The sequence below is a fragment of the Citrobacter sp. Cf136 genome, from assembly GCF_030333815.1.
Lineage (GTDB): Bacteria > Pseudomonadota > Gammaproteobacteria > Enterobacterales > Enterobacteriaceae > Citrobacter > Citrobacter freundii.
Genome location: NZ_JAOWFE010000030.1, coordinates 63,882 through 85,735 on the forward strand (window position 1 = coordinate 63,882; position 21,854 = coordinate 85,735).

The 21,854-nt window shown below is 54.2% G+C and carries 19 protein-coding genes; 16 read left to right on the forward strand and 3 right to left on the reverse strand.

Annotated elements, in window-relative coordinates; all coding sequences use genetic code 11:
• Window positions 1-59: 59 nt before the first annotated feature.
• The gene (locus OGV98_RS03720; protein WP_003037665.1) at window positions 60-1,043 is read right to left on the reverse strand and encodes an autoinducer 2 ABC transporter substrate-binding protein; all 984 of its coding nucleotides are present in this window, start codon (window positions 1,041-1,043) and stop codon (window positions 60-62) included.
• A gap of 420 nt (window positions 1,044-1,463) precedes the next feature.
• Here OGV98_RS03720 and OGV98_RS03725 point away from each other — a divergent pair, with 420 nt between their 5' ends.
• Both OGV98_RS03725 and OGV98_RS03730 read left to right on the forward strand, forming a co-directional pair.
• Window positions 1,464-2,102 carry a DUF1007 family protein gene (locus tag OGV98_RS03725; protein WP_130714444.1) on the forward strand — a complete coding sequence of 213 codons (639 nt, stop codon included), beginning with the start codon at window positions 1,464-1,466 and terminating at the stop codon, window positions 2,100-2,102.
• Window positions 2,093-3,073 carry a nickel/cobalt transporter gene (locus OGV98_RS03730; protein ID WP_202581076.1) on the forward strand — a complete coding sequence of 327 codons (981 nt, stop codon included), beginning with the start codon at window positions 2,093-2,095 and terminating at the stop codon, window positions 3,071-3,073. The genes OGV98_RS03725 and OGV98_RS03730 overlap by 10 nt, the downstream gene beginning before the upstream one ends.
• Window positions 3,074-3,145: 72 nt before the next feature.
• Here OGV98_RS03730 and suhB read toward each other — a convergent pair whose 3' ends face one another.
• Window positions 3,146-3,949, reverse strand: coding sequence for an inositol-1-monophosphatase (suhB, locus tag OGV98_RS03735; RefSeq protein ID WP_003037670.1), 804 nt, complete (start codon window positions 3,947-3,949; stop codon window positions 3,146-3,148).
• A gap of 118 nt (window positions 3,950-4,067) precedes the next feature.
• Here suhB and trmJ point away from each other — a divergent pair, with 118 nt between their 5' ends.
• From trmJ to sseB, 11 genes are all read left to right on the forward strand, one after another.
• The gene (gene trmJ / locus OGV98_RS03740) at window positions 4,068-4,799 is read left to right on the forward strand and encodes a tRNA (cytosine(32)/uridine(32)-2'-O)-methyltransferase TrmJ (RefSeq protein ID WP_003838431.1); all 732 of its coding nucleotides are present in this window, start codon (window positions 4,068-4,070) and stop codon (window positions 4,797-4,799) included.
• 173 nt (window positions 4,800-4,972) lie between these two features.
• Window positions 4,973-5,464, forward strand: a complete 492-nt coding sequence (gene iscR / locus OGV98_RS03745) for a Fe-S cluster assembly transcriptional regulator IscR (RefSeq protein ID WP_003037674.1) — start codon at window positions 4,973-4,975, stop codon at window positions 5,462-5,464.
• A 112-nt stretch (window positions 5,465-5,576) separates the two neighbouring features.
• Window positions 5,577-6,791 (forward strand): cysteine desulfurase, encoded by a 1,215-nt coding sequence (iscS, locus tag OGV98_RS03750; RefSeq protein WP_003838433.1) that lies wholly within the window; start codon window positions 5,577-5,579, stop codon window positions 6,789-6,791.
• Window positions 6,792-6,816: 25 nt separating this feature from the next.
• Window positions 6,817-7,203, forward strand: a complete 387-nt coding sequence (gene iscU, locus OGV98_RS03755) for a Fe-S cluster assembly scaffold IscU (protein WP_002913991.1) — start codon at window positions 6,817-6,819, stop codon at window positions 7,201-7,203.
• A gap of 20 nt (window positions 7,204-7,223) precedes the next feature.
• Complete coding sequence (gene iscA, locus OGV98_RS03760) at window positions 7,224-7,547, forward strand: iron-sulfur cluster assembly protein IscA (protein ID WP_003037681.1); 324 nt, start codon at window positions 7,224-7,226, stop codon at window positions 7,545-7,547.
• Window positions 7,548-7,655: 108 nt separating this feature from the next.
• On the forward strand, window positions 7,656-8,171 hold the full coding sequence (gene hscB / locus OGV98_RS03765; protein WP_003838436.1) for a co-chaperone HscB: 516 nt from the start codon (window positions 7,656-7,658) through the stop codon (window positions 8,169-8,171).
• Window positions 8,172-8,186: 15 nt separating this feature from the next.
• A complete protein-coding gene (hscA, locus tag OGV98_RS03770; RefSeq protein ID WP_202581077.1) occupies window positions 8,187-10,037 on the forward strand; it encodes a Fe-S protein assembly chaperone HscA in 1,851 nt (616 codons plus the stop codon).
• A 1-nt stretch (window position 10,038) separates the two neighbouring features.
• Window positions 10,039-10,374: an ISC system 2Fe-2S type ferredoxin gene (gene fdx / locus OGV98_RS03775; protein ID WP_003037690.1), complete on the forward strand. Its 336-nt coding sequence runs from the start codon at window positions 10,039-10,041 to the stop codon at window positions 10,372-10,374.
• 11 nt (window positions 10,375-10,385) lie between these two features.
• Entirely contained in the window at window positions 10,386-10,586 is a 201-nt protein-coding gene (iscX, locus tag OGV98_RS03780) for a Fe-S cluster assembly protein IscX (RefSeq protein ID WP_003037694.1), read from the forward strand.
• 61 nt (window positions 10,587-10,647) lie between these two features.
• Window positions 10,648-11,931, forward strand: coding sequence for an aminopeptidase PepB (pepB, locus tag OGV98_RS03785; RefSeq protein WP_003037696.1), 1,284 nt, complete (start codon window positions 10,648-10,650; stop codon window positions 11,929-11,931).
• A gap of 109 nt (window positions 11,932-12,040) precedes the next feature.
• Window positions 12,041-12,817 (forward strand): enhanced serine sensitivity protein SseB, encoded by a 777-nt coding sequence (gene sseB / locus OGV98_RS03790; RefSeq protein ID WP_003838442.1) that lies wholly within the window; start codon window positions 12,041-12,043, stop codon window positions 12,815-12,817.
• 43 nt (window positions 12,818-12,860) lie between these two features.
• On the opposite strand, the gene sseA is transcribed toward sseB, so the two are convergent.
• The gene (gene sseA / locus OGV98_RS03795) at window positions 12,861-13,706 is read right to left on the reverse strand and encodes a 3-mercaptopyruvate sulfurtransferase (RefSeq protein WP_049002463.1); all 846 of its coding nucleotides are present in this window, start codon (window positions 13,704-13,706) and stop codon (window positions 12,861-12,863) included.
• Between the two features lie 206 nt (window positions 13,707-13,912).
• Here sseA and OGV98_RS03800 point away from each other — a divergent pair, with 206 nt between their 5' ends.
• The 3 genes from OGV98_RS03800 (at window position 13,913) to ndk (ending at window position 21,740) form a co-directional block, all read left to right on the forward strand.
• Window positions 13,913-18,847 carry an alpha-2-macroglobulin family protein gene (locus tag OGV98_RS03800; protein ID WP_061548982.1) on the forward strand — a complete coding sequence of 1,645 codons (4,935 nt, stop codon included), beginning with the start codon at window positions 13,913-13,915 and terminating at the stop codon, window positions 18,845-18,847.
• Window positions 18,848-21,160: a peptidoglycan glycosyltransferase PbpC gene (pbpC, locus tag OGV98_RS03805; protein ID WP_279279179.1), complete on the forward strand. Its 2,313-nt coding sequence runs from the start codon at window positions 18,848-18,850 to the stop codon at window positions 21,158-21,160.
• Between the two features lie 148 nt (window positions 21,161-21,308).
• Window positions 21,309-21,740 carry a nucleoside-diphosphate kinase gene (gene ndk, locus OGV98_RS03810; RefSeq protein ID WP_044714626.1) on the forward strand — a complete coding sequence of 144 codons (432 nt, stop codon included), beginning with the start codon at window positions 21,309-21,311 and terminating at the stop codon, window positions 21,738-21,740.
• Window positions 21,741-21,854 lie beyond the last annotated feature (114 nt).

A 21,854-nucleotide genomic window follows, 5' to 3' on the forward strand; every position in this document is an offset into this window, starting at 1 on the left:
TTGGTTGATAGCGCCGACCAGACGGTCGGCGTTAAGGTTCCCTGGTGTTGGCTAAAGCCTTAGAAACCAAGTGATTGTGCGTTGTCTTTGGTGACTTCGAGGATCTTGTTAAAGCGGATCACTTTCTTCTCCGTGTCGATATCGGCTTTCCCTAAACCGTCGATACTCAGATCTGCATTGACTTCTTTGCCCTGCAACAGCTGATCGGCAACCGTTACCAGCGCATAGCCCGCATCTTTTGGATCCCACAGCAGCGCTTTTTTGATATCTCCACGCATCAGGTAAGGCGCAGCCTGCGCTGGCATGGCGATCCCGACAACGGCGATCTTATCTTTGGCGCGTTTTTTCTGCACAGCCTGACCCGCACCAATTGGACCCAGTGAGCCGAAGCCGATAATGCCCTTCATCTGCGGATAGGTTTTCATCAGATCCAGCGTGGTGGCGTAGGATTTATCAATGCTTTCCGCGACCGGCAGGCGTGAAGTGACCTCGAACATTTCCGGATATTTTTCTTTCTGGTACTTAATTGCATAATCCGCCCACGCGTTATGCAGTGGGACCGTCAGCGAACCAACATAGATTGCATACCCGCCTTTGCCGCCCATATTTTTCGCTAACTCATCGACGTTGGCTTGTGCGTATTTTTCACTATCGATGGTTTCGATATCCCACTGACCGATTTGCTCGTCCGGGGATTCGTGCGTCAGGACCACAATGCCTTTATCGCGCGCTTTTTTCAGTACTGGCTCAAGAACCTTGGCATCGTTCGGTACCACGATGATTGCGTTGACGTTTTTGGCGATCAGATCCTCAATCACTTTGACCTGCTGTGCCGGATCCGGCGTAGATGGACCGGTCTGGTAAGCGTTCACATCCAGTTTTTTTGCTGCTTCGTTAACACCGGTTTCCATGCGGTTAAACCAGGGAATACCAGTGACTTTGGCAACCACAGCAATTTCATATTTTTCCGCCGCAAAGGACGTGCCGGACAACATGCATGCAGAAACCAGGGTTGCACTGAGTAATGCGAGTTTGAATTTCATAGTTGTACCTTTCGTAGGGGGCAGGACATGTCACGGCGTGAAGTTAACAACGAATGGAAGAGGGAATGAATCATAAGTTTGGAGAATGTGATGCACGCCCATTATTGTGAATTTATGGAAATAAAATGGTTAACAATTAGTTAAATTTGCATGGTTTTACATTCAAACGTTCAAATTAAGTGTTAATAAAACATTAAAATGAAACTATTGATTAACATTTTATTATCATTTGACTTAGAGTTTGACGCCGAAAAGGTGTTTGGGTGGAATTTCCCGAAGAAGAAATTATCGAAATTGAGAACTGAATCGATACCGGAAAAGGGTGCTCAACTTTTTTTCGTTCAATGGTATCCTCGGCACACTTGCGCCAAATACGGCATCATTATTTGTGGCGGTGTTGATTTTTATCGTGGAGAACTCATGCAAGGCGTTAAACGTATCAATATGACGTTGTTTCTCGCTGTCCTGTCTTTTGGCGCAGGTGCGCATCCCCACAGCTTTATTCATCTGAAAACCGAAGTTGTGAGCGAAAATGATCGGTTCGTCGCGCTAAAAATGCGCTGGACGATGGATGAAATCACGTCGGCGGATCTGCTTTACGACGCGGGGGATGCTAAACCTGGTGATGAAATTTGGAAAAAACTGGCGGCGGAAGTGATGGCCAACGTTCTCGGGCAGCACTATTTCACCGAAGTGTGGCACGATGGGAAAAAGGTAAAGTTTAAAAACAGACCGACGGAATATGGCATGGCGCGTGAAGAACACCAGGCGGTGCTGACGTTCGTTCTGCCGCTGGCCGAAGCTCAACCACTGAGCGGTCAAAAATATACTATTTCAACCTTCGATCCGACCTACTACGTCGATATGAGCTATGACAAAGACAGCGACGCCCGACTTTCGCAGACCATAAGCCAGCAATGCCATATTTCAATGCATACGCCGACGCCGAATGAACACATGTTAAGTTTTGCGCAGTCGCTGGATAAAGAAGACGCACCGCCGGAGGATATGGAGTTGGGTAAACAGTTTGCACAGACGGTGACGCTGCAATGTCAGTAGTTTATCAACAACGCGCAGCCAGACGCCGTTGGCTCACGCTATGGCCGCTGGCGGTCTTTTTGTTGCTGGCGACAGGCGGGGGGCTGTGGTTGTGGCAAGCCTGGCCTCAGGTAATGATGCACAGTGTCGTCTGGCAGCGCGACGTTAACCAGCAGATGAGCGGGTTGCTGAAAGCGGTTGCCGCCAACCCCACACGTGCGGGCGGATCTCTGCTGTTGTTTAGCTTTATATATGGGGTATTGCACGCATTGGGGCCGGGGCACGGCAAAATCGTCATCACGACCTGGCTTGCGACGCATCCGTCGAAGCTCAAGTCGAGCATTGGGCTGACGCTGGCGTCTTCCCTATTGCAGGGGCTGGTGGCAATAGGACTGGTGGTTGTAGTCCTCACGGTGCTGCAACTGCCTGCCCGACAGCTGCATATGAGCAGTTTCTGGCTGGAGAAAGGAAGTTATGCGCTGGTTGGCATGTTGGGCGTTTTATTGTGTGTCCGTGCGCTGAAGAAATTGCGCCAGCTGCTGATGCGCCCGAAATTCACCGCCTTTACGCCGCACCATGTGCATCACGAGGGCTGCAGCTGCGGGCATCAGCATTTGCCCAACCCGGAACAACTGCAAAGCGGCGATGACTGGCGCGCCCGGTTGATGATTATTCTCTCTATGGGCATGCGTCCCTGCTCTGGCGCAATTATGGTGCTGCTGTTCAGTAAAGTGGTTGGCGTCTTTAGCTGGGGTATGGCGTCGGCGTTGGCGATGGCGGCAGGAACCTCTTTGACGATTACGTCACTGGCTTTGCTGGTACATAGCTTTCGCTCATTGGCGGTGAAAATTAGCGGGCATAAAGCGCCGGTGCTGTGGCGACAGATTGGCTGGACGACGCTGGCGTTAGCCGGTGGTGCGGTGCTTATTGTTGCTGCGGTAGTGATGTGGATGAGCGCGGTGCCGGTAGGGCGAGGGATAAGACCGTTTTAGGTTAGTGAGCGGAATGGTATGACTTGTAGGCCGGATAAGACGCGAAAGCGTCGCATCCGGCACCACAGCAGATTAGCGCTTCAGCGCATCACTCAGTTCGTCACGCATGTTAGCCAGCATGGCTTTAACAACGCGCGGGTTACCTGCAACGATGTTGCCGGTTGCCAGGTAGTTATGACCACCGGTGAAGTCGCAAACCAGTGCGCCAGCTTCACGTGCAATCAGCTCACCTGCTGCGAAATCCCATGGTTTCAGACCGATTTCGAAGTAACCGTCAACGCGCGCAGCGGCAACGTAAGCCAGATCCAGCGCAGCAGAACCTGTGCGGCGGAAGTCAGCGCACTCGGTAAACATTTTGCCAAGAATTTTCATGTAAGAAGCGGCGTGCTGCTTCGCTTTGAACGGGAAACCGGTGGCGATGATGGTGCCGTCCAGATCGCGGGCGGTGCTGCCACGCAGACGATAGCCGTTCAGCTGTGCGCCCTGGCCGCGAGTGGCGGTGAACAGTTCGTTACGCATTGGATCGTAAACAACGGCGACTTCAGTACGGCCTTTAATGCGTACTGCGATAGATACCGCGAAGTGCGGCAGACGTTTTACGAAGTTAGTAGTGCCATCCAGTGGATCGATAACCCATTGAACATCCTGATCTTCACCTGCGTGCTCACCACTTTCTTCGGTGATGATGGTGTGCTGTGGGTAAGATTTGCGAATAGTTTCGATAATAATCGCTTCGGCGGCTTTATCGACGTTAGTCACGAAATCATTGCTGCCTTTCTGGCTGGTTTCTACAGAGTCTGGGGTTTCGTAGTGTTTGGCAATTACATTACCCGCCTTGCGCGCTGCGCGCACGGCGATGGTCAGCATCGGATGCATCGGTCTCTCTCACTGGATGTTAAAGAACGGGAAAACGGCGCAGAGTATAGCAGCGAGTTCGGAATATGTCTTCGTTTTATGATAATATGCCCGAATAATCTTTAGCCGAAGAAATACAATGCTGCAAAATATTCGAATCGTGCTGGTGGAAACCTCTCACACTGGCAACATGGGCTCTGTAGCCCGCGCAATGAAAACCATGGGTTTAACCAATCTGTGGCTGGTAAATCCACTGGTTAAACCGGACTCTCAGGCCATCGCTCTGGCGGCAGGTGCCAGTGATGTAATCGGCAGTGCACAGATCGTCGATACTCTTGATGAAGCGCTGGCAGGTTGCAGCCTGGTAGTAGGCACCAGTGCGCGCTCCCGTACGCTACCGTGGCCGATGCTGGATCCGCGTGAATGCGGTTTAAAAAGCGTCTCTGAAGCGACGAATTCGCCCGTAGCGCTGGTGTTTGGTCGTGAACGTGTTGGCCTGACGAATGAAGAACTGCAGAAGTGCCATTACCACGTCGCTATTGCCGCGAACCCGGAATACAGTTCGCTGAACCTGGCGATGGCGGTGCAGGTCATCTCTTATGAAGTGCGCATGGCCTGGCTGGCAACGCAGGAAAGTGAGAAGACCGCAGAATACGAAGAAGCTGAGTATCCGCTGGTCGATGATTTAGAGCGTTTTTACGGTCATCTGGAACAAACGCTGCTGTCGACCGGATTTATCCGTGAAGGGCATCCGGGGCAGGTGATGAACAAGCTGCGCCGTCTGTTTACGCGTGCGCGTCCTGAGAGCCAGGAGCTGAACATTTTGCGCGGAATTTTAGCTTCAATTGAGCAACAGAATAAAGGCAAGTAAACGTAACGCCTCCGGCAAGTAAAAATGGCACTGAAGGTTAAATACCTGACTAAATTAGTCAAGTAAATAGTTGACTGATTTAGTCGGGAATGTCAGACTTGCCCCTGCTATGCAATACCCCCATTTTACAATAAAAAACCCCGGGCAGGGGCGAGTTTGAGGCTAAGTAAGACATGAGACTGACATCAAAAGGGCGTTATGCCGTGACCGCAATGTTGGACGTTGCGCTCAACTCCGAAACGGGCCCGGTACCGTTGGCTGATATTTCTGAACGTCAGGGAATTTCCCTGTCATATCTGGAGCAGCTGTTTTCCCGTTTGCGTAAAAACGGTCTGGTTTCCAGCGTACGTGGACCAGGCGGCGGGTATCTGTTGGGTAAAGATGCCGGCAGCATCGCAGTAGGTGAAGTAATCAGCGCTGTGGACGAGTCTGTAGATGCGACCCGTTGCCAGGGCAAAGGCGGTTGTCAGGGCGGCGATAAATGCCTGACCCACGCGCTGTGGCGCGATCTGAGCGATCGTCTGACCGGTTTCCTCAACAACATTACGTTGGGCGAACTGGTGAATAATCAGGAAGTCCTGGATGTGTCTGGTCGCCAGCACACCCATGACGCTCCACGCACTAATCGTGCACAAGACGCGATCGACGTTAAGTTACGCGCATAATAAAAGTATTTTAGAATCAGGCCGGGGTGTTACACACCCCGTTAACTCGGTCGTACATCCAGCCGGTTGCCTGATTCCTTGCATTGAAGCGATGTACGGAGTTTATAGAGCAATGAAATTACCGATCTATCTCGACTACTCCGCAACCACGCCGGTGGACCCGCGTGTTGCCGAGAAAATGATGCAGTGTCTGACCCTGGACGGAAACTTTGGTAACCCAGCGTCTCGTTCACACCGTTTCGGCTGGCAGGCTGAAGAGGCGGTAGATATCGCCCGTAACCAGATTGCTGACCTCGTGGGCGCTGACCCGCGTGAAATCGTCTTTACTTCCGGTGCGACTGAATCCGATAACCTGGCGATTAAAGGTGCAGCCAACTTTTATCAGAAAAAAGGCAAGCACATCATCACCAGCAAAACCGAACACAAAGCCGTGCTGGACACCTGTCGTCAGCTGGAGCGCGAAGGATTTGAAGTCACCTACCTCGCCCCGCAGCGTAACGGCATTATTGACCTGAAAGAACTTGAAGCGGCAATGCGTGACGACACCATCCTCGTGTCCATCATGCACGTGAATAACGAAATCGGCGTGGTGCAGGATATCGCGACTATCGGCGAAATGTGCCGTGCGCGCGGCATCATCTATCACGTCGATGCGACCCAGAGCGTGGGCAAACTGCCTATCGATCTGAGCCAACTGAAAGTTGATCTGATGTCCTTCTCCGGCCACAAAATCTATGGTCCGAAAGGTATCGGTGCGCTGTACGTGCGTCGTAAACCGCGTATTCGTATTGAAGCGCAGATGCACGGCGGCGGTCACGAGCGCGGTATGCGTTCCGGTACGCTGCCTGTGCACCAGATCGTCGGCATGGGTGAAGCTTACCGTATCGCTAAAGAAGAGATGGAAACCGAGATGGCGCGCCTGCGCAGTCTGCGTAACCGTCTGTGGGACGGCGTGAAAGATATGGAAGAAGTGTATCTTAACGGCGATCTCGAGCAGGGCGCACCGAACATTCTCAACGTTAGCTTCAACTATGTTGAAGGCGAATCGCTGATTATGGCGCTGAAAGATCTGGCTGTATCCTCCGGTTCTGCATGTACTTCTGCAAGCCTGGAGCCATCCTACGTGCTGCGCGCGCTGGGGATGACCGACGAGCTGGCACACAGCTCAATTCGTTTCTCTTTAGGTCGTTTCACTACCGAAGAAGAGATTGACTACGCCATTAATCTGGTTCGCAACTCCATCGGCCGCCTGCGTGACCTTTCTCCGCTGTGGGAAATGTACAAACAGGGCGTGGATCTGAACAGCATTGAATGGTCACATCACTAATCGGTACCGATAAGGAGAATTCAGCATGGCTTACAGCGAAAAAGTAATCGATCATTATGAGAATCCACGTAACGTGGGTTCTTTTGACAACAGCGACGAGAACGTGGGCAGCGGCATGGTGGGTGCACCAGCCTGTGGCGACGTGATGAAGTTGCAGATTAAAGTCAACAATGAAGGTATCATTGAAGACGCGCGTTTCAAGACTTACGGCTGCGGTTCCGCTATTGCTTCCAGCTCTCTGGTTACCGAATGGGTAAAAGGGAAATCTCTGGACGAAGCACAGGCGATTAAAAACACCGATATCGCCGACGAGCTTGAACTGCCACCGGTGAAAATTCACTGCTCTATTCTGGCTGAAGACGCGATTAAAGCCGCGATTGCGGATTACAAAAGCAAACGTGAAGCAAAATAATTAAGAGTTGAGGTTTTATTATGTCGATTACCTTAAGCGACAGTGCAGCAGCGCGTGTAAATACCTTCCTGGCAAACCGCGGTAAAGGGTTTGGTCTGCGTCTGGGCGTGAGAACCTCCGGCTGCTCAGGTATGGCCTATGTACTGGAATTTGTTGACGAGCCCGCGGCTGAAGATACCGTGTTTGAAGACAAAGGCGTTAAAGTTGTGGTCGACGGTAAGAGCCTGCAATTCCTCGACGGTACGCAGTTAGACTTCGTCAAAGAAGGTCTGAACGAAGGGTTTAAGTTTACTAACCCGAACGTGAAAGACGAATGTGGATGCGGCGAAAGCTTCCACGTGTAACGCGCTTACCGATAACCCCACCGTGGTCGCCTGCGCGTGGGGTTTGTTTTACCTGACTCTCTGGTTTTGCTCCCGTGAACAACAGAGAATCGATGCCCTGAGAATGTTATGGACTACTTCACCCTCTTTGGCTTGCCGGCCCGTTATCAGCTCGATACTCAGGCGCTGAGCCTACGTTTTCAGGATCTACAACGTCAGTATCATCCTGATAAATTTGCCAGCGGTTCCCAGGCGGAACAACTTGCTGCGGTTTCGCAGTCCGCCACGATCAACCAGGCCTGGCAAACGCTGCGTCATCCTTTGATGCGCGCCGAATACTTATTGTCTTTACACGGCTTTGACATCCGTAGCGAGCAGCACACGGTGCGCGATACCGCGTTCCTGATGGAACAACTGGAGCTGCGGGAAGAGCTGGACGAAATTGAACAGGCAAAAGACAGTCAACGTTTAGATGCGTTTATGCAGCGCGTCAGCGAAATGTATAACGTTCGTCATCAACTGATGGTGGAACAGCTGGATAGCGAGACGTGGGACGCAGCGGCAGATACCGTGCGTAAGCTGCGTTTTCTCGATAAACTGCGAAGCAGTGCAGAACAACTCGAAGAAAAACTGCTCGATTTTTAATTTCCGGAAGCGAAAATGGCCTTATTACAAATTAGTGAGCCTGGTCTGAGCGCCGCGCCGCACCAGCGTCGTCTGGCGGTAGGTATCGATTTAGGCACCACCAACTCCCTGGTTGCGACCGTACGCAGCGGCCAGGCCGAAACGTTGGCAGACCATGAAGGTCGCCACCTGTTGCCGTCAGTGGTTCACTATCAGCAGCAGGGTTATTCTGTCGGTTACGATGCCCGCGCCAATGCTGCGCTGGATACGGCAAACACCATCAGTTCGGTAAAACGCATGATGGGCCGCTCTCTGGCGGATATCCAGGCGCGTTACCCGCATCTGCCATATACGTTCCAGGCAAGCGAAAACGGCTTGCCGATGATTGAAACCGCTGCCGGATTGCTTAATCCGGTGCGCGTCTCCGCGGATATTCTGAAAGCGCTGGCCGCGCGGGCAACCGAATCACTGTCCGGCGAACTGGATGGCGTAGTAATCACCGTTCCGGCTTACTTTGACGATGCACAGCGTCAGGGGACCAAAGATGCCGCGCGTCTGGCGGGCCTGCACGTATTGCGTCTGTTGAACGAACCGACCGCAGCAGCGATTGCCTATGGTCTGGACTCCGGTCAGGAAGGCGTGATTGCGGTCTACGATCTTGGCGGCGGTACTTTTGATATTTCTATTCTGCGCCTGAGCCGCGGCGTGTTTGAAGTGCTGGCGACCGGCGGTGATTCCGCGCTCGGCGGCGACGATTTTGACCATCTGCTGGCCGATTATATTCGCGAGCAGGCTGGCGTGGCCGACCGTAGCGATAACCGCGTACAGCGCGAACTGCTGGATGCTGCTATTGCAGCGAAAATCGCGCTTAGCGACGCTGATTCTGTAACGGTTAACGTGGCGGGATGGCAGGGTGAAATCACCCGTGAAACCTTTAATGAACTCATTTCCGCACTGGTCAAGCGTACGCTGCTGGCCTGCCGTCGCGCGCTGAAAGATGCGGGCGTGGAGCCGCAGGATGTGCTGGAAGTGGTGATGGTCGGTGGTTCAACTCGCGTGCCATTGGTGCGTGAACGCGTCGGTGAATTTTTTGGCCGTACGCCGCTGACTTCTATTGACCCGGACAAAGTGGTCGCTATTGGTGCGGCAATCCAGGCAGATATTCTGGTCGGAAATAAACCGGACAGCGAAATGCTGCTGCTGGACGTTATCCCGCTGTCCCTGGGACTGGAAACCATGGGCGGTCTGGTGGAGAAAGTGATCCCACGTAACACCACGATTCCGGTGGCGCGCGCGCAGGACTTTACCACCTTTAAAGATGGCCAAACCGCGATGTCCATTCACGTAATGCAAGGCGAGCGTGAGCTGGTGCAGGACTGCCGTTCACTGGCGCGTTTTGCGCTGCGCGGCATCCCGGCATTGCCAGCTGGCGGCGCACACATCCGCGTGACCTTCCAGGTGGACGCCGATGGCCTGCTGAGCGTCACCGCTATGGAAAAATCCACCGGCGTTGAGTCCTCAATTCAGGTTAAACCGTCCTACGGTCTGACCGACAGTGAAATCGCCTCCATGATTCAGGATTCGATGAGTTTTGCCGAGCAGGACGTTAAAGCCCGTATGCTGGCAGAACAGAAAGTCGAAGCGGCACGCGTACTGGAAAGTTTATCCGGTGCGTTGAACGCTGATGCCGCGCTGTTAAGCGCCGCAGAACGTCAGGCTATCGACACCGCCGCCGCGCATTTGAGCGAGGTTGCACAGGGTGACGATGTTGACGCGATAGAACAAGCCATTAAAAACGTAGACAAACAAACCCAGGAATTCGCCGCTCGCCGCATGGACAAATCCGTCCGTAGCGCGCTGAAAGGCCATTCCGTGGACGAGGTTTAATATGCCAAAGATTGTTATTTTGCCTCATCAGGATCTCTGTCCCGATGGCGCAGTTCTGGAAGCTGAGACCGGCGAAACCATTCTTGACGTTGCCCTGCGTAACGGTATCGAGATTGAACACGCCTGTGAAAAATCCTGTGCCTGCACAACCTGCCACTGCATCGTACGTGAAGGTTTTGATTCTTTGCCGGAAAGCACAGAAGAAGAAGACGACATGCTGGATAAAGCCTGGGGACTGGAGCCGGAGAGCCGTTTAAGCTGTCAGGCACGTGTCACCGAGGACGATTTAGTGGTCGAAATCCCACGTTACACAATCAATCATGCACGTGAGCATTAACAGAGGGTAGTATGGGACTGAAGTGGACCGATAGCCGTGAAATCGGCGAGGCGCTGTACGACGCGTTCCCCGATCTCGACCCCAAGACCGTTCGTTTCACCGATCTGCACCAGTGGATCTGTGACCTGGAAGAGTTCGATGATGATCCACAGGCATCGAACGAAAAAATCCTTGAGGCCATTTTACTGGTCTGGCTGGACGAAGCCGAATAAGTCAACGGGCTGCCCACGGGTGGCCCGTTTTCCTGTATGCGCGAAAATAAGGATAAATAAAATGACAGAAGCCATGAAAATTACGCTTTCCACGCAACCCGCTGATGCCCGCTGGGGTGAAAAGGCGACATACAGCATTAATAATGATGGCATTACCCTGCACCTGAACGGAAAAGATGACCTCGGCCTTATCCAGCGCGCCGCCCGTAAAATTGACGGCCTGGGTATTAAACATGTCCAACTGGATGGTGAAGGCTGGGATACCGAACGTAGCTGGGCGTTCTGGCAGGGCTACAAAGGACCAAAAGGCACCCGCAAAGTTGAGTGGGCCGCTCTGGATGAGGCGCAGCGCAAAGAGCTGGATAACCGCCTGAAAATTATTGACTGGGTGCGCGATACCATTAACGCCCCGGCAGAAGAGCTGGGCCCGGAACAGCTGGCGCAACGCGCAGTAGACCTGCTGTGCTCTGTTGCCTGCGATAACGTCTCTTACCGCATCACTAAAGGCGAAGATCTGCGCGAGCAGAACTACATGGGATTGCATACCGTAGGTCGTGGCTCCGAACGTCCTCCGGTGCTGCTGGCGCTGGATTACAATCCAACTGGCGATAAAGAAGCCCCGGTTTATGCCTGCCTGGTGGGTAAGGGAATTACTTTTGACTCCGGCGGATACAGCATCAAGCAAAGCGCATTTATGGACTCGATGAAGTCTGATATGGGCGGCGCGGCAACGGTGACCGGCGCGCTGGCGTTCGCCATCACCCGTGGTCTGAACAAGCGCGTGAAGCTGTATCTGTGCTGCGCGGATAACCTGATCAGCGGCAACGCCTTTAAGCTCGGCGATATTATTCACTATCGCAATGGTAAAAAAGTTGAAGTGATGAATACCGATGCCGAAGGGCGTCTGGTACTGGCCGATGGACTGATTGACGCCAGCGCGCAAAAACCAGAATTGATCATTGATGCTGCGACGCTGACCGGCGCGGCGAAAACTGCGCTGGGCAACGATTACCATGCGCTGTTTAGCTTTGACGATCAACTGGCTGCCCGTCTGCTGGCAAGCGCGGCGCAAGAAAACGAGCCGTTCTGGCGTCTGCCGTTGGCAGAGTTCCACCGTAGCCAACTGCCGTCTAACTTTGCCGAGCTGAATAATACCGGCAGTGCGGCCTATCCGGCGGGTGCTAGCACCGCGGCGGGTTTCCTGTCCCATTTCGTGGAAAACTATCAGCAAGGCTGGCTGCACATCGACTGCTCTGCAACCTATCGCAAAGCGCCAGTTGAACAGTGGTCTGCGGGCGCAACTGGTCTGGGTGTGCGCACGATTGCAAATCTGCTGATTGCCTGAACGGTGTTTTTGTAGGCCGGGTAAGCGAAGTGCCACCCGGCATTTTGCCTGATGGTGACGCAGTGCGTCTTATCAGGCCTACAACCCATATACATAATTTGTGATCTCTATGTCCGAAACGAAAAACGAATTAGAAACCCTGCTGGAGCAAGCGGCGACAGAGCCTGCGCATCGTCCGGCATTTTTCCGTACTTTACTGGAGTCTACCGTCTGGGTGCCGGGTACAGCCGCAGAAGGCGAGGCGGTGGTTGAAGACAGCGCCCTCGATCTTCAGCACTGGGAAAAAGAAGACGGCACGACCGTGATCCCGTTCTTCACCTCCCTGGAGGCTCTGCAGCAGGCGGTTGAAGATGAGCAGGCATTTGTCGTCATGCCGGTGCGTACATTGTTTGAAATGACGCTCGGCGAAACGCTGTTTCTCAACGCGAAACTGCCGACCGGCAAAGAATTTATGCCGCGTGAAATCAGCCTGCTGATGGGGGAAGAAGGGAATCCGCTCAGCACCCAGGAAGTACTGGAAGGCGGTGAATCGCTGCTCCTCTCTGAAGTCGCTGAACCTCCGGCGCAGATGATTGACTCGCTGACTACGCTGTTTAAAACCATTAAGCCGGTAAAACGCGCGTTTCTCTGCTCGATCAAAGAAAGTCCGGATGCCCAACCCAACCTGCTGATTGGCATTGAAGCGGATGGCGATATTGAAGAGATTATTCATGCCACGGGGAGTGTTGCAACGGATACGTTACCGGGTGATGAACCGATTGATATTTGCCAGGTGAGGAAAGGTGAGAAGGGCGTGAGCCACTTTATCACTGAGCACATCGCACCGTTCTATGAACGTCGCTGGGGCGGTTTCCTGCGCGACTTTAAACAGAATCGGATTATCTAAATTGTAAGCCGGATAAGCGAAGCGCTATCCGGCATTTCCAGCTTTATAATATCGGTTCTACCGGTAAATCGTTGCGAGCACCCCACTCGCTCCATGCGCCGTCATACAATGCGACGTTAGAAACGCCCAGCGTGGCAAGTGCCAGCACCACCACGGCAGCCGTTACGCCGGAGCCACAGCTGGCGATAATCGGGCGGTCAAAGCTCACGCCGTGACTGAAGAAAATAGCATCCAGTTCGTCGGTAGTTTTCAGCTCGCCGTCACGAACCAATTCTGTCCACGGTACATTAAGCGCACCGGGCACATGACCACGCTTCAGGCCAGGACGAGGTTCGTCAACTTCTGCGTTAAAACGCGCAGCCGGACGGGCATCGACAATCTGTGCGGTTTTTTCATGACTGGCCAGCAGTACATCGGTAACACGCACAACAGCGCCAGGCGTAAAGGCCACGTTAAATTCACCTTCAGGTAAATCCTCATCGCCTTCTTTGAGCATTAGATCATCGCGCTTCCAGCCTGCCAGACCGCCCGCCAGAATGGAGACATTTTCGACGCCAAATGTCCGCAGCATCCACCATGCGCGTGGCGCGGAAAACAGATTACCGTCATCGTAGATAACCAGATGCTTATCCTGATCAACGCCCAGCTCGCGCATCGCAACGGCAAAAGCTTCCGGGCGTGGCATCATATGCGGTAGCGGTGAGGTATGATCGGAAAGCGCTTCAATATCAAAAAAGACTGCGCCAGGAATATGGCCCGCACGATACTCCTCGCCAACGTCGCGATCTTCCTGTCCTGGAGGTGCCATTCGGGCATCAAGAATTTGTATTTCCGGGTCGTCAATGTGTTCGGCAAGCCAGTCGGCAGCGACAAAGAAGGCGGTGGTCATAGGCATCTCCATTTTTACCAGGTTTTGGCAAATTGTCGGATGTTTACCGTAAAGCGACAAGTAAAACAGGCTGATTTGTCAGGTGAATCCACATTAATCACTAAAATTAAGACAACGTTGTTCAGTTACTGACTTCCACCGCCGGAAATCTGACGCATAATAGTTGTTCTACGTAGCTAACGGGCCACTACGGCCAGGGATGAAAAATGAAACATTTACGCGTAGCGGCCTGCATGCTGATGCTGGCACTGGTCGGGTGCGATAATAATAACGAAAAATCACCGACGGCTGCGAAGCCTGATGCGCCTGCGCCACAGACAGCGCCAGCAAAAGATAAGGCTCAATTACAAAAACTGATGCAGCAAAGCCAGGGCAAGTCGCTGACGCTGCTGGATGCCTCAGAGGTCCAGCTCGACGGTGCGGCAACGCTCGTGTTGACCTTCTCCATTCCCCTCGATCCGGATCAAGATTTTTCCCGCGTCGTGCACGTTGTTGATAAAAAAAGCGGCAAAGTGGATGGTGCCTGGGAGCTGGCGCCAAATCTGAAAGAGCTACGCTTACGCCATCTGGAACCTAACCGGGAACTGGTCGTTACCATTGAGCGTGATTTGCTGGCGCTGAATAAAGCGACGTTCGCTATTGATTATGAAAAAAACATTACCACTCGCGACGTCCAGCCAAGCGTAGGGTTTGCCAGTCGCGGCTCGCTGCTGCCGGGAAAAGTGATTGAAGGGCTGCCGGTGATGGCCCTTAACGTTAATAGCGTAGATGTGAACTTCTTCCGCGTGAAGCCTGAGTCGCTCGGTGCGTTTGTCAGCCAGTGGGAATACCGCAATTCGTTGACTAACTGGGAATCTGACAATCTGCTGAAAATGGCGGAACTGGTGTATACCGGACGCTTTGACCTCAATCCTGCGCGCAACACCCGTGAGAAGCTGCTGTTGCCGCTGAGCGATATCAAGCCGTTGCAGCAAGCAGGTGTTTACATCGCGGTGATGAATCAGGCTGGACAATACAACTACAGTAATGCCGCTACGCTGTTCACGCTCAGCGATATTGGTGTGTCTGTACACCGTTACCATAATCAACTGGATGTCTTTACGCAGAGTCTGGAAAACGGCGCCGCGCAGCAGGGGATTGAGGTCACGTTACTCAATGAAAAAGGACAGACGTTGGCGCAGGCTACCAGCGACGCTCAGGGTCATGTCAAACTGGAGACTGATAAAGACGCGGCTTTATTGCTGGCCCGCAAAGACGGGCAAACCACGCTGCTGGATCTGAAGCTCCCGGCGTTGGATCTGGCTGAATTTGATATTGCCGGTGCGCCGGGATACAGCAAGCAGTTCTTTATGTTCGGCCCACGCGATCTCTATCGTCCTGGCGAAACGGTGATCCTCAACGGATTACTGCGTGACAGCGATGGCAAAACGTTGCCCGACCAGCCGGTGAAGCTGGAGGTCGTGAAGCCCGACGGACAAGTGTTACGCTCGGTGGTTAGCCAACCGGAAAACGGCTTGTACCGCTTTAGCTGGCCGCTGGACACCAACGCGCCAACCGGCATGTGGCATATTCGGGCTAATACGGGCGACAACCAGTCACGGATGTGGGATTTCCACGTCGAAGACTTTATGCCGGAGCGAATGGCGCTCAATCTCACCGCAAGTAAGATCCCGGTGGCACCAACTGATGACGTGAAGTTTTCGGTAGTGGGCTACTACCTGTACGGCGCGCCCGCTAACGGCAATGCTCTGCAAGGGCAGCTTTTCCTGCGCCCGCTGCGCGAAGCGGTGCAGGCATTGCCGGGGTTCCAGTTTGGTAATATTGCCGAAGAAAATCTTTCCCGCAGCCTCGATGAAGTTCAGCTCACGCTGGATGACCACGGACGCGGCGAAGTGACCACCAACAGCCAGTGGCAGGAGACGCATTCCCCGTTACAGGTGGTTTTGCAAGCCAGTCTGCTGGAGTCGGGGGGCCGTCCGGTGACGCGTCGGGTTGAGCAAGCCATCTGGCCTGCGGATACGCTGCCGGGCATTCGTCCGCAGTTTGCAGCGAAAGCCGTCTATGACTACCGCACCGATACCACCGTGAATCAGCCTATCGTTGATGAAAACAGCAACGCCGCTTTCGACATTGTGTATGCCGATGCGCAAGGCAAGAAAAAAGCGGTGTCCGGTTTGCAGGTGCGTTTGATCCGCGAGCGACGAGATTATTACTGGAACTGGTCTGAAGGCGAGGGCTGGCAATCACAGTTCGATCAAAAGGATCTGGTTGAAGGTGAGCAGACTCTGGATCTTAAGGCCGATGAAACCGGTAAAGTCAGCTTCCCGGTTGAGTGGGGCGCCTATCGTCTGGAAGTGAAAGCTCCGAATGATGCGGTGAGCAGCGTACGCTTCTGGGCCGGTTATAGCTGGCAGGATAACAGCGACGGCAGTGGGGCTGTGCGTCCCGATCGCGTGACGCTGAAACTGGACAAACCCAGCTATCGTCCCGGTGATACCATGAAGCTGCACGTTGCCGCTCCCGCTGCTGGCAAAGGTTATGCGATGGTGGAATCCAGCGAAGGCCCGCTGTGGTGGCAAGAAATAGACGTACCGGCGGATGGTCTCGATATCTCCATCCCAATCGATAAAACCTGGAATCGCCACGATTTGTATCTTAGTGCGCTGGTGGTTCGTCCTGGCGACAAGTCCCGTTCGGCAACGCCAAAACGGGCGGTCGGTTTACTGCATTTGCCGTTAGGTGACGAAAACCGTCGTCTGGCGCTGGCGCTGGAAAACCCGGCGAAAATACGTCCAAACCAGCCGTTGACCGTCAAGATTAAAGCCAGCGTCAAAAATGGCGACGTACCAAAACAGGTTAACGTGCTGGTCTCTGCCGTTGATAGCGGGGTGCTGAACATTACCGATTACGCCACGCCGGATCCGTGGCAGGCGTTTTTCGGGCAAAAACGCTATGGCGCGGATATTTATGATATTTACGGCCAGGTGATCGAAGGGCAAGGACGCCTGGCGGCGCTGCGCTTTGGTGGTGATGGCGATGAATTAAAACGCGGCGGTAAGCCACCGGTTAATCACGTCAATATCGTGGCGCAACAGGCGCTGCCGGTCACGCTTAACGAGCAGGGCGAAGGTACGGTGACGTTACCTATTGGTGATTTCAACGGCGAGCTGCGGGTAATGGCGCAGGCCTGGACTACGGATGACTTTGGCAGCAGCGAAAGCAAAGTGATTGTCGCCGCGCCAGTAATTGCTGAGCTGAATATGCCGCGCTTTCTGGCGGGGGGAGATACGTCGCGCCTGACGCTGGACGTGACTAACCTGACTGACAAACCGCAAACGCTGAATATTAAGCTCGCGGCCAATGGTTTACTGGAGCTGATGGGGCAAGATCCCGCACCGGTAAATCTGGCTCCAGGCGTAAGGACTACGCTGTTTATTCCGGTGCGCGCGCGGGAAGGGTTTGGCGATGGCGAAATTCAGGCAGAAATTAGCGGTCTGACTTTACCGGGTGAAACGCTGCCTGTTCAGCATAAACAGTGGAAGATTGGCGTGCGTCCGGCGTTCCCGGCGCAAACCGTTAATAACGGTGTCGCACTTCAGCCGGGCGCGACCTGGCAGCTTCCGGGCGACGAACTGACCAATTTCTCCCCTGTGACGATGCAGGGGCAACTGCTGTTCAGCGGTAAGCCGCCGCTAAACCTGGCGCGCTATATCCGCGAACTGAAAGCGTACCCTTACGGTTGTCTGGAGCAAACGGCGAGCGGGTTGTTCCCATCCTTATACACCAACGCAGCGCAATTGAAGGCGTTAGGTATTGTGGGCGACAGCGATGAAAAACGTCGCGCGGCAGTTGATATTGGGATTTCCCGTTTAGTGCAGATGCAGCGTGATAACGGCGGTTTTGCGCTGTGGGATAAAAACGGGTCGGAAGAGTACTGGCTGACCGCGTATGTCATGGATTTCCTCGTCCGGGCAAATGAACAGGGCTACAGTGTCCCGGTAGAGGTGATTAACCGGGGCAACGAGCGGCTACTGCGCTATTTGCAGGACCCGGGCATGATGTCGATTCGCTATACCGACGACTCTTCAGCAAGCCGGTTTGCCGTACAAGCCTACGCCGCGTTGGTTCTGGCACATCAGCAAAAAGCTCCGCTCGGCGCATTGCGTGAGATCTGGGAGCGTCGTGCGCAAGCAGCCTCTGGTTTACCGCTGTTACAACTGGGGATCGCGCTGAAAAATATGGGCGATGCCAACCGCAGTGAACAGGCGTTGACGCTGGCCCTGAATACACCGCGCCGCGATACGCAACAGTGGATGGCGGATTACGGCAGTGCGTTACGGGATAACGCGTTGATGCTGGCCTTGCTCGAAGAGAACAAGATCAAACCTGACGTGCAGAATACGCTGCTGAACACGTTGTCAGAACAGGCCTTTGGACAGCGCTGGCTCTCGACGCAGGAAAATAATGCGTTGTTCCTTGCCGCGCGTACGTTACAGGATTTGCCTGGTACGTGGCAGGCGCAAACTTCACTCTCGGAACAACCATTAGCAGGGGATAAATCGCTAACCCGCAATCTGGATGCCGATGCGCTGTCTACGCTGAGCGTCACCAATACCGGTAATTTACCGCTGTGGTTGCGTCTGGATGTGAGTGGTTATCCACAAACCGCACCGACGCCTGCCAGCAACGTTCTGCATATTGAGCGGCAAATCCTGGGAATTGACGGAAATAGCAAATCGCTAGATTCGCTGCGTAGCGGCGAACTGGTGCTGGTCTGGCTGGAGGTAAAAGCCAGCCAGAACGTGCCGGATGCGCTGGTGGTCGATTTACTGCCAGCAGGGCTGGAACTGGAAAACCAGAATCTGGCCAACGGCAGTGCCAGCCTGCAGGATAGCGGCAGCGAAGTGGCGAATCTGCTCAATCAGATGCAGCAGGCAGATATCCAGCACGTTGAGTTCCGTGACGATCGCTTTGTCGCCGCGGTGGCGGTCAACGAAGGACAACCGGTTACGCTGGTGTATCTGGCGCGGGCGGTAACGCCGGGGACCTACCGGGTTCCTGTCCCGCAGGTGGAATCAATGTATATTCCGCAGTGGCGCGCGACCGGTGCGACAGAGGGACTTTTGATTGTCAGACCGTAAATGATACGCGGGTTGGGTAAACGCGGCTGCTGGCTCTGGCTGGCAGCCGTTGCACTATTGTTTGTGGCGGCGGTTTGGGCGGCAGATAAAATCTGGCCGCTGCCGCTGCACGAAGTCGATCCGGCGCGGGTCGTGGTGGCGCATGATGGTACGCCGCTGTGGCGCTTTGCCGATGCGGATGGTATCTGGCGGTATCCGGTAACGATTGATGAGGTGTCGCCCCGCTACATTGAGGCGTTAATTAACTACGAAGACCGCTGGTTCTGGAAGCATCCCGGCGTCAATCCGTTTTCAGTACTGCGCGCGGCATGGCAAGACCTCTCCTCTGGGCGTGTGGTTTCTGGCGGCAGTACGCTCACCATGCAGGTCGCACGATTACTCGATCCCCATCCACGAACCTTTGGCGGCAAGTTTCGCCAGCTCTGGCGCGCATTGCAGCTGGAATGGCATCTCTCCAAACGCGACATCCTGACACTGTATCTCAACCGCGCGCCGTTTGGCGGTACGCTGCAGGGCGTGGGGGCGGCAAGCTGGGCTTATCTTGGTAAATCACCCGCGCAATTGAGTTACTCCGATGCCGCGCTGCTGGCTGTTTTACCACAGGCACCGAGCCGTCTGCGTCCGGATCGCTGGCCGGACCGTGCTGAAGCGGCGCGTAATAAAGTGCTCGAACGTATGGCGACCCAGGGCATTTGGTCAGTCAGGCAGGTGCAGGAATCACGCGAAGAACCGGTTTGGCTGGCGCCCAGACAAATGCCGCAGTTAGCACCGTTATTCTCGCGCATGATGTTGGGAAAAAGCCGAAGCGATAAAATCGTGACTACCCTTGATGCCGGATTGCAGCGTCAACTGGAAGAGCTGGCGCAAAACTGGAAGGGGCGCTTACCTGCGCGCAGTTCGCTGGCGATGATCGTGGTCGATCACACCGATATGAGCGTGCGTGGCTGGGTGGGGTCGGTAGATATGAATGACGACTCCCGCTTTGGTCATGTGAATATGGTGAATGCGATCCGTTCGCCTGGCTCAGTGCTGAAGCCGTTTGTTTATGGCCTGGCGCTGGATGACGGACTCATTCATCCCGCTTCGTTATTGCAGGATGTCCCGCGGCGAACCGGGGACTATCGACCGGGGAATTTTGACAGCGGTTTTCATGGCCCGGTGAGCATGAGCGAAGCGCTGGTGCGCTCGCTGAATTTACCCGCCGTGCAGGTACTCGAAGCCTATGGCCCGAAGCGTTTTGCCGCATCGTTACGTAACGTCGGCTTACCGCTGTATCTGCCCGCAGGGGCTGCGCCGAATCTGTCGCTGATTTTAGGTGGCGCGGGGGCAAGGTTGGAAGATATGGCTGCAGCGTACAGTGCCTTTGCCCGCCAGGGAAAAGCGGGAAAACTGCGTCTGCAGCCGGGTGATCCACTACTGGAACGTCCGTTGATGTCGGCGGGCGCGTCGTGGATTATTCGCCGCATTATGGCTGACGAAGCGCAACCGCTGCCGGATAACGCGCTGAGCAGAGTGGTCCCTCTGGCGTGGAAAACGGGTACCAGCTATGGCTATCGCGATGCCTGGGCGATTGGCGTTAATGCGCGTTATGTGATCGGTATCTGGACCGGCAGGCCCGACGGTACGCCAGTTGTGGGGCAGTTTGGTTTCGCCAGTGCCGTGCCGTTGCTCAATCAGGTCAACAATCTTTTGCTCTCTCGCGGGACAAATCAGCCGGAAGATCCACGCCCTGAATCCGTGAGTCGTGGTGTGGTGTGCTGGCCGGGCGGGCAATCTCTTGCCCCCGGTGACAGCAACTGCCGTCGCCGTCTGGCAACCTGGTTACTGGATGGCAGTCAGCCGCCAACGTTATTATTGCCCGAACAGGAAGGGGTTAATGGCATTCGTTTTCCTGTCTGGCTGGATGATGATGGTAAACGTGTGGCGGCGGATTGCCCGCAGGCGCACGAGCAAACGTTAATCGTTTGGCCTTTGCCGCTGGAGCCATGGCTACCGGAATCAGAACGCCGTGGGGCGAGATTACCGCCAGTTTCTGCCACATGTCCGCCGCTGGGACAAGACGCTTCGCAGCCGTTGCAGTTGACAGGCATTCGTGATGGCGCGATTGTGAAGCGTTTACCCGGTTCTGCTCAAGCCTCATTACCGGTGCAAACCAGCGGTGGGAGCGGTGAACGCTGGTGGTTTCTTAACGGTGAAAGGCTGGATGAACGCGGACGTCGTCTTACGTTACGGCTGGCGACTAAAGGGGATTATCAACTGCTGGTGATGGATGATGCAGGCCAGGTAGCGACGGTGAGATTTTCGATGCAGTAGACCAGTTAGTGACTGTTTGTTGCTAAAATTCATCTTATTTTAAAGAAATGTTACCTTCATCAATAGTCAATTGCCGGGATGCTCTTTATAATCCGCGCCAGGTCGTACATCTATATAGACAACAACAGAACACATTACAGAGGTTATCATGGCTATTGAACGTACTTTTTCCATCATCAAACCAAACGCGGTGGCAAAAAACGTTATTGGGAGCATCTTTGCGCGCTTTGAATCAGCAGGGTTCAAAATCGTCGGGACTAAAATGCTGCACCTGACCGTTGAGCAGGCGCGTGGTTTCTATGCTGAGCACGATGGCAAACCGTTCTTTGACGGTCTGGTTGAATTCATGACCTCTGGTCCGATCGTTGTTTCTGTTCTGGAAAGCGAAAATGCCGTACAGCGTCATCGCGATCTGCTGGGCGCAACCAACCCGGCGAATGCGCTGGCCGGCACTCTGCGTGCAGACTATGCTGACAGCTTCACCGAGAACGGTACTCACGGTTCCGACTCCGTTGAGTCAGCGGCGCGCGAAATCGCCTATTTCTTTGGTGAAGGTGAGGTTTGCCCGCGCACTCGCTAATCTCCCGCGTCTTTCACGTCGCAGATGCGTTGGCTGCGTTCGTTTACCCCGGTCACATAGTTTTCTATGCTCCCGGGGATGCTCGAACTTGCCGCCTTCCTGCGACGCGAAATC

Bases quoted from the DNA above. Each gene is read 5' to 3' on its own strand.
- OGV98_RS03720 (WP_003037665.1), bottom strand. From the start codon at position 1,043: ATGAAATTCAAACTCGCATTACTCAGTGCAACCCTGGTTTCTGCATGC.
- OGV98_RS03725 (WP_130714444.1), top strand. From the start codon at position 1,464: ATGCAAGGCGTTAAACGTATCAATATGACGTTGTTTCTCGCTGTCCTG.
- OGV98_RS03730 (WP_202581076.1), top strand. From the start codon at position 2,093: ATGTCAGTAGTTTATCAACAACGCGCAGCCAGACGCCGTTGGCTCACG.
- suhB (WP_003037670.1), bottom strand. From the start codon at position 3,949: ATGCATCCGATGCTGACCATCGCCGTGCGCGCAGCGCGCAAGGCGGGT.
- trmJ (WP_003838431.1), top strand. From the start codon at position 4,068: ATGCTGCAAAATATTCGAATCGTGCTGGTGGAAACCTCTCACACTGGC.
- iscR (WP_003037674.1), top strand. From the start codon at position 4,973: ATGAGACTGACATCAAAAGGGCGTTATGCCGTGACCGCAATGTTGGAC.
- iscS (WP_003838433.1), top strand. From the start codon at position 5,577: ATGAAATTACCGATCTATCTCGACTACTCCGCAACCACGCCGGTGGAC.
- iscU (WP_002913991.1), top strand. From the start codon at position 6,817: ATGGCTTACAGCGAAAAAGTAATCGATCATTATGAGAATCCACGTAAC.
- iscA (WP_003037681.1), top strand. From the start codon at position 7,224: ATGTCGATTACCTTAAGCGACAGTGCAGCAGCGCGTGTAAATACCTTC.
- hscB (WP_003838436.1), top strand. From the start codon at position 7,656: ATGGACTACTTCACCCTCTTTGGCTTGCCGGCCCGTTATCAGCTCGAT.
- hscA (WP_202581077.1), top strand. From the start codon at position 8,187: ATGGCCTTATTACAAATTAGTGAGCCTGGTCTGAGCGCCGCGCCGCAC.
- fdx (WP_003037690.1), top strand. From the start codon at position 10,039: ATGCCAAAGATTGTTATTTTGCCTCATCAGGATCTCTGTCCCGATGGC.
- iscX (WP_003037694.1), top strand. From the start codon at position 10,386: ATGGGACTGAAGTGGACCGATAGCCGTGAAATCGGCGAGGCGCTGTAC.
- pepB (WP_003037696.1), top strand. From the start codon at position 10,648: ATGACAGAAGCCATGAAAATTACGCTTTCCACGCAACCCGCTGATGCC.
- sseB (WP_003838442.1), top strand. From the start codon at position 12,041: ATGTCCGAAACGAAAAACGAATTAGAAACCCTGCTGGAGCAAGCGGCG.
- sseA (WP_049002463.1), bottom strand. From the start codon at position 13,706: ATGACCACCGCCTTCTTTGTCGCTGCCGACTGGCTTGCCGAACACATT.
- OGV98_RS03800 (WP_061548982.1), top strand. From the start codon at position 13,913: ATGAAACATTTACGCGTAGCGGCCTGCATGCTGATGCTGGCACTGGTC.
- pbpC (WP_279279179.1), top strand. From the start codon at position 18,848: ATGATACGCGGGTTGGGTAAACGCGGCTGCTGGCTCTGGCTGGCAGCC.
- ndk (WP_044714626.1), top strand. From the start codon at position 21,309: ATGGCTATTGAACGTACTTTTTCCATCATCAAACCAAACGCGGTGGCA.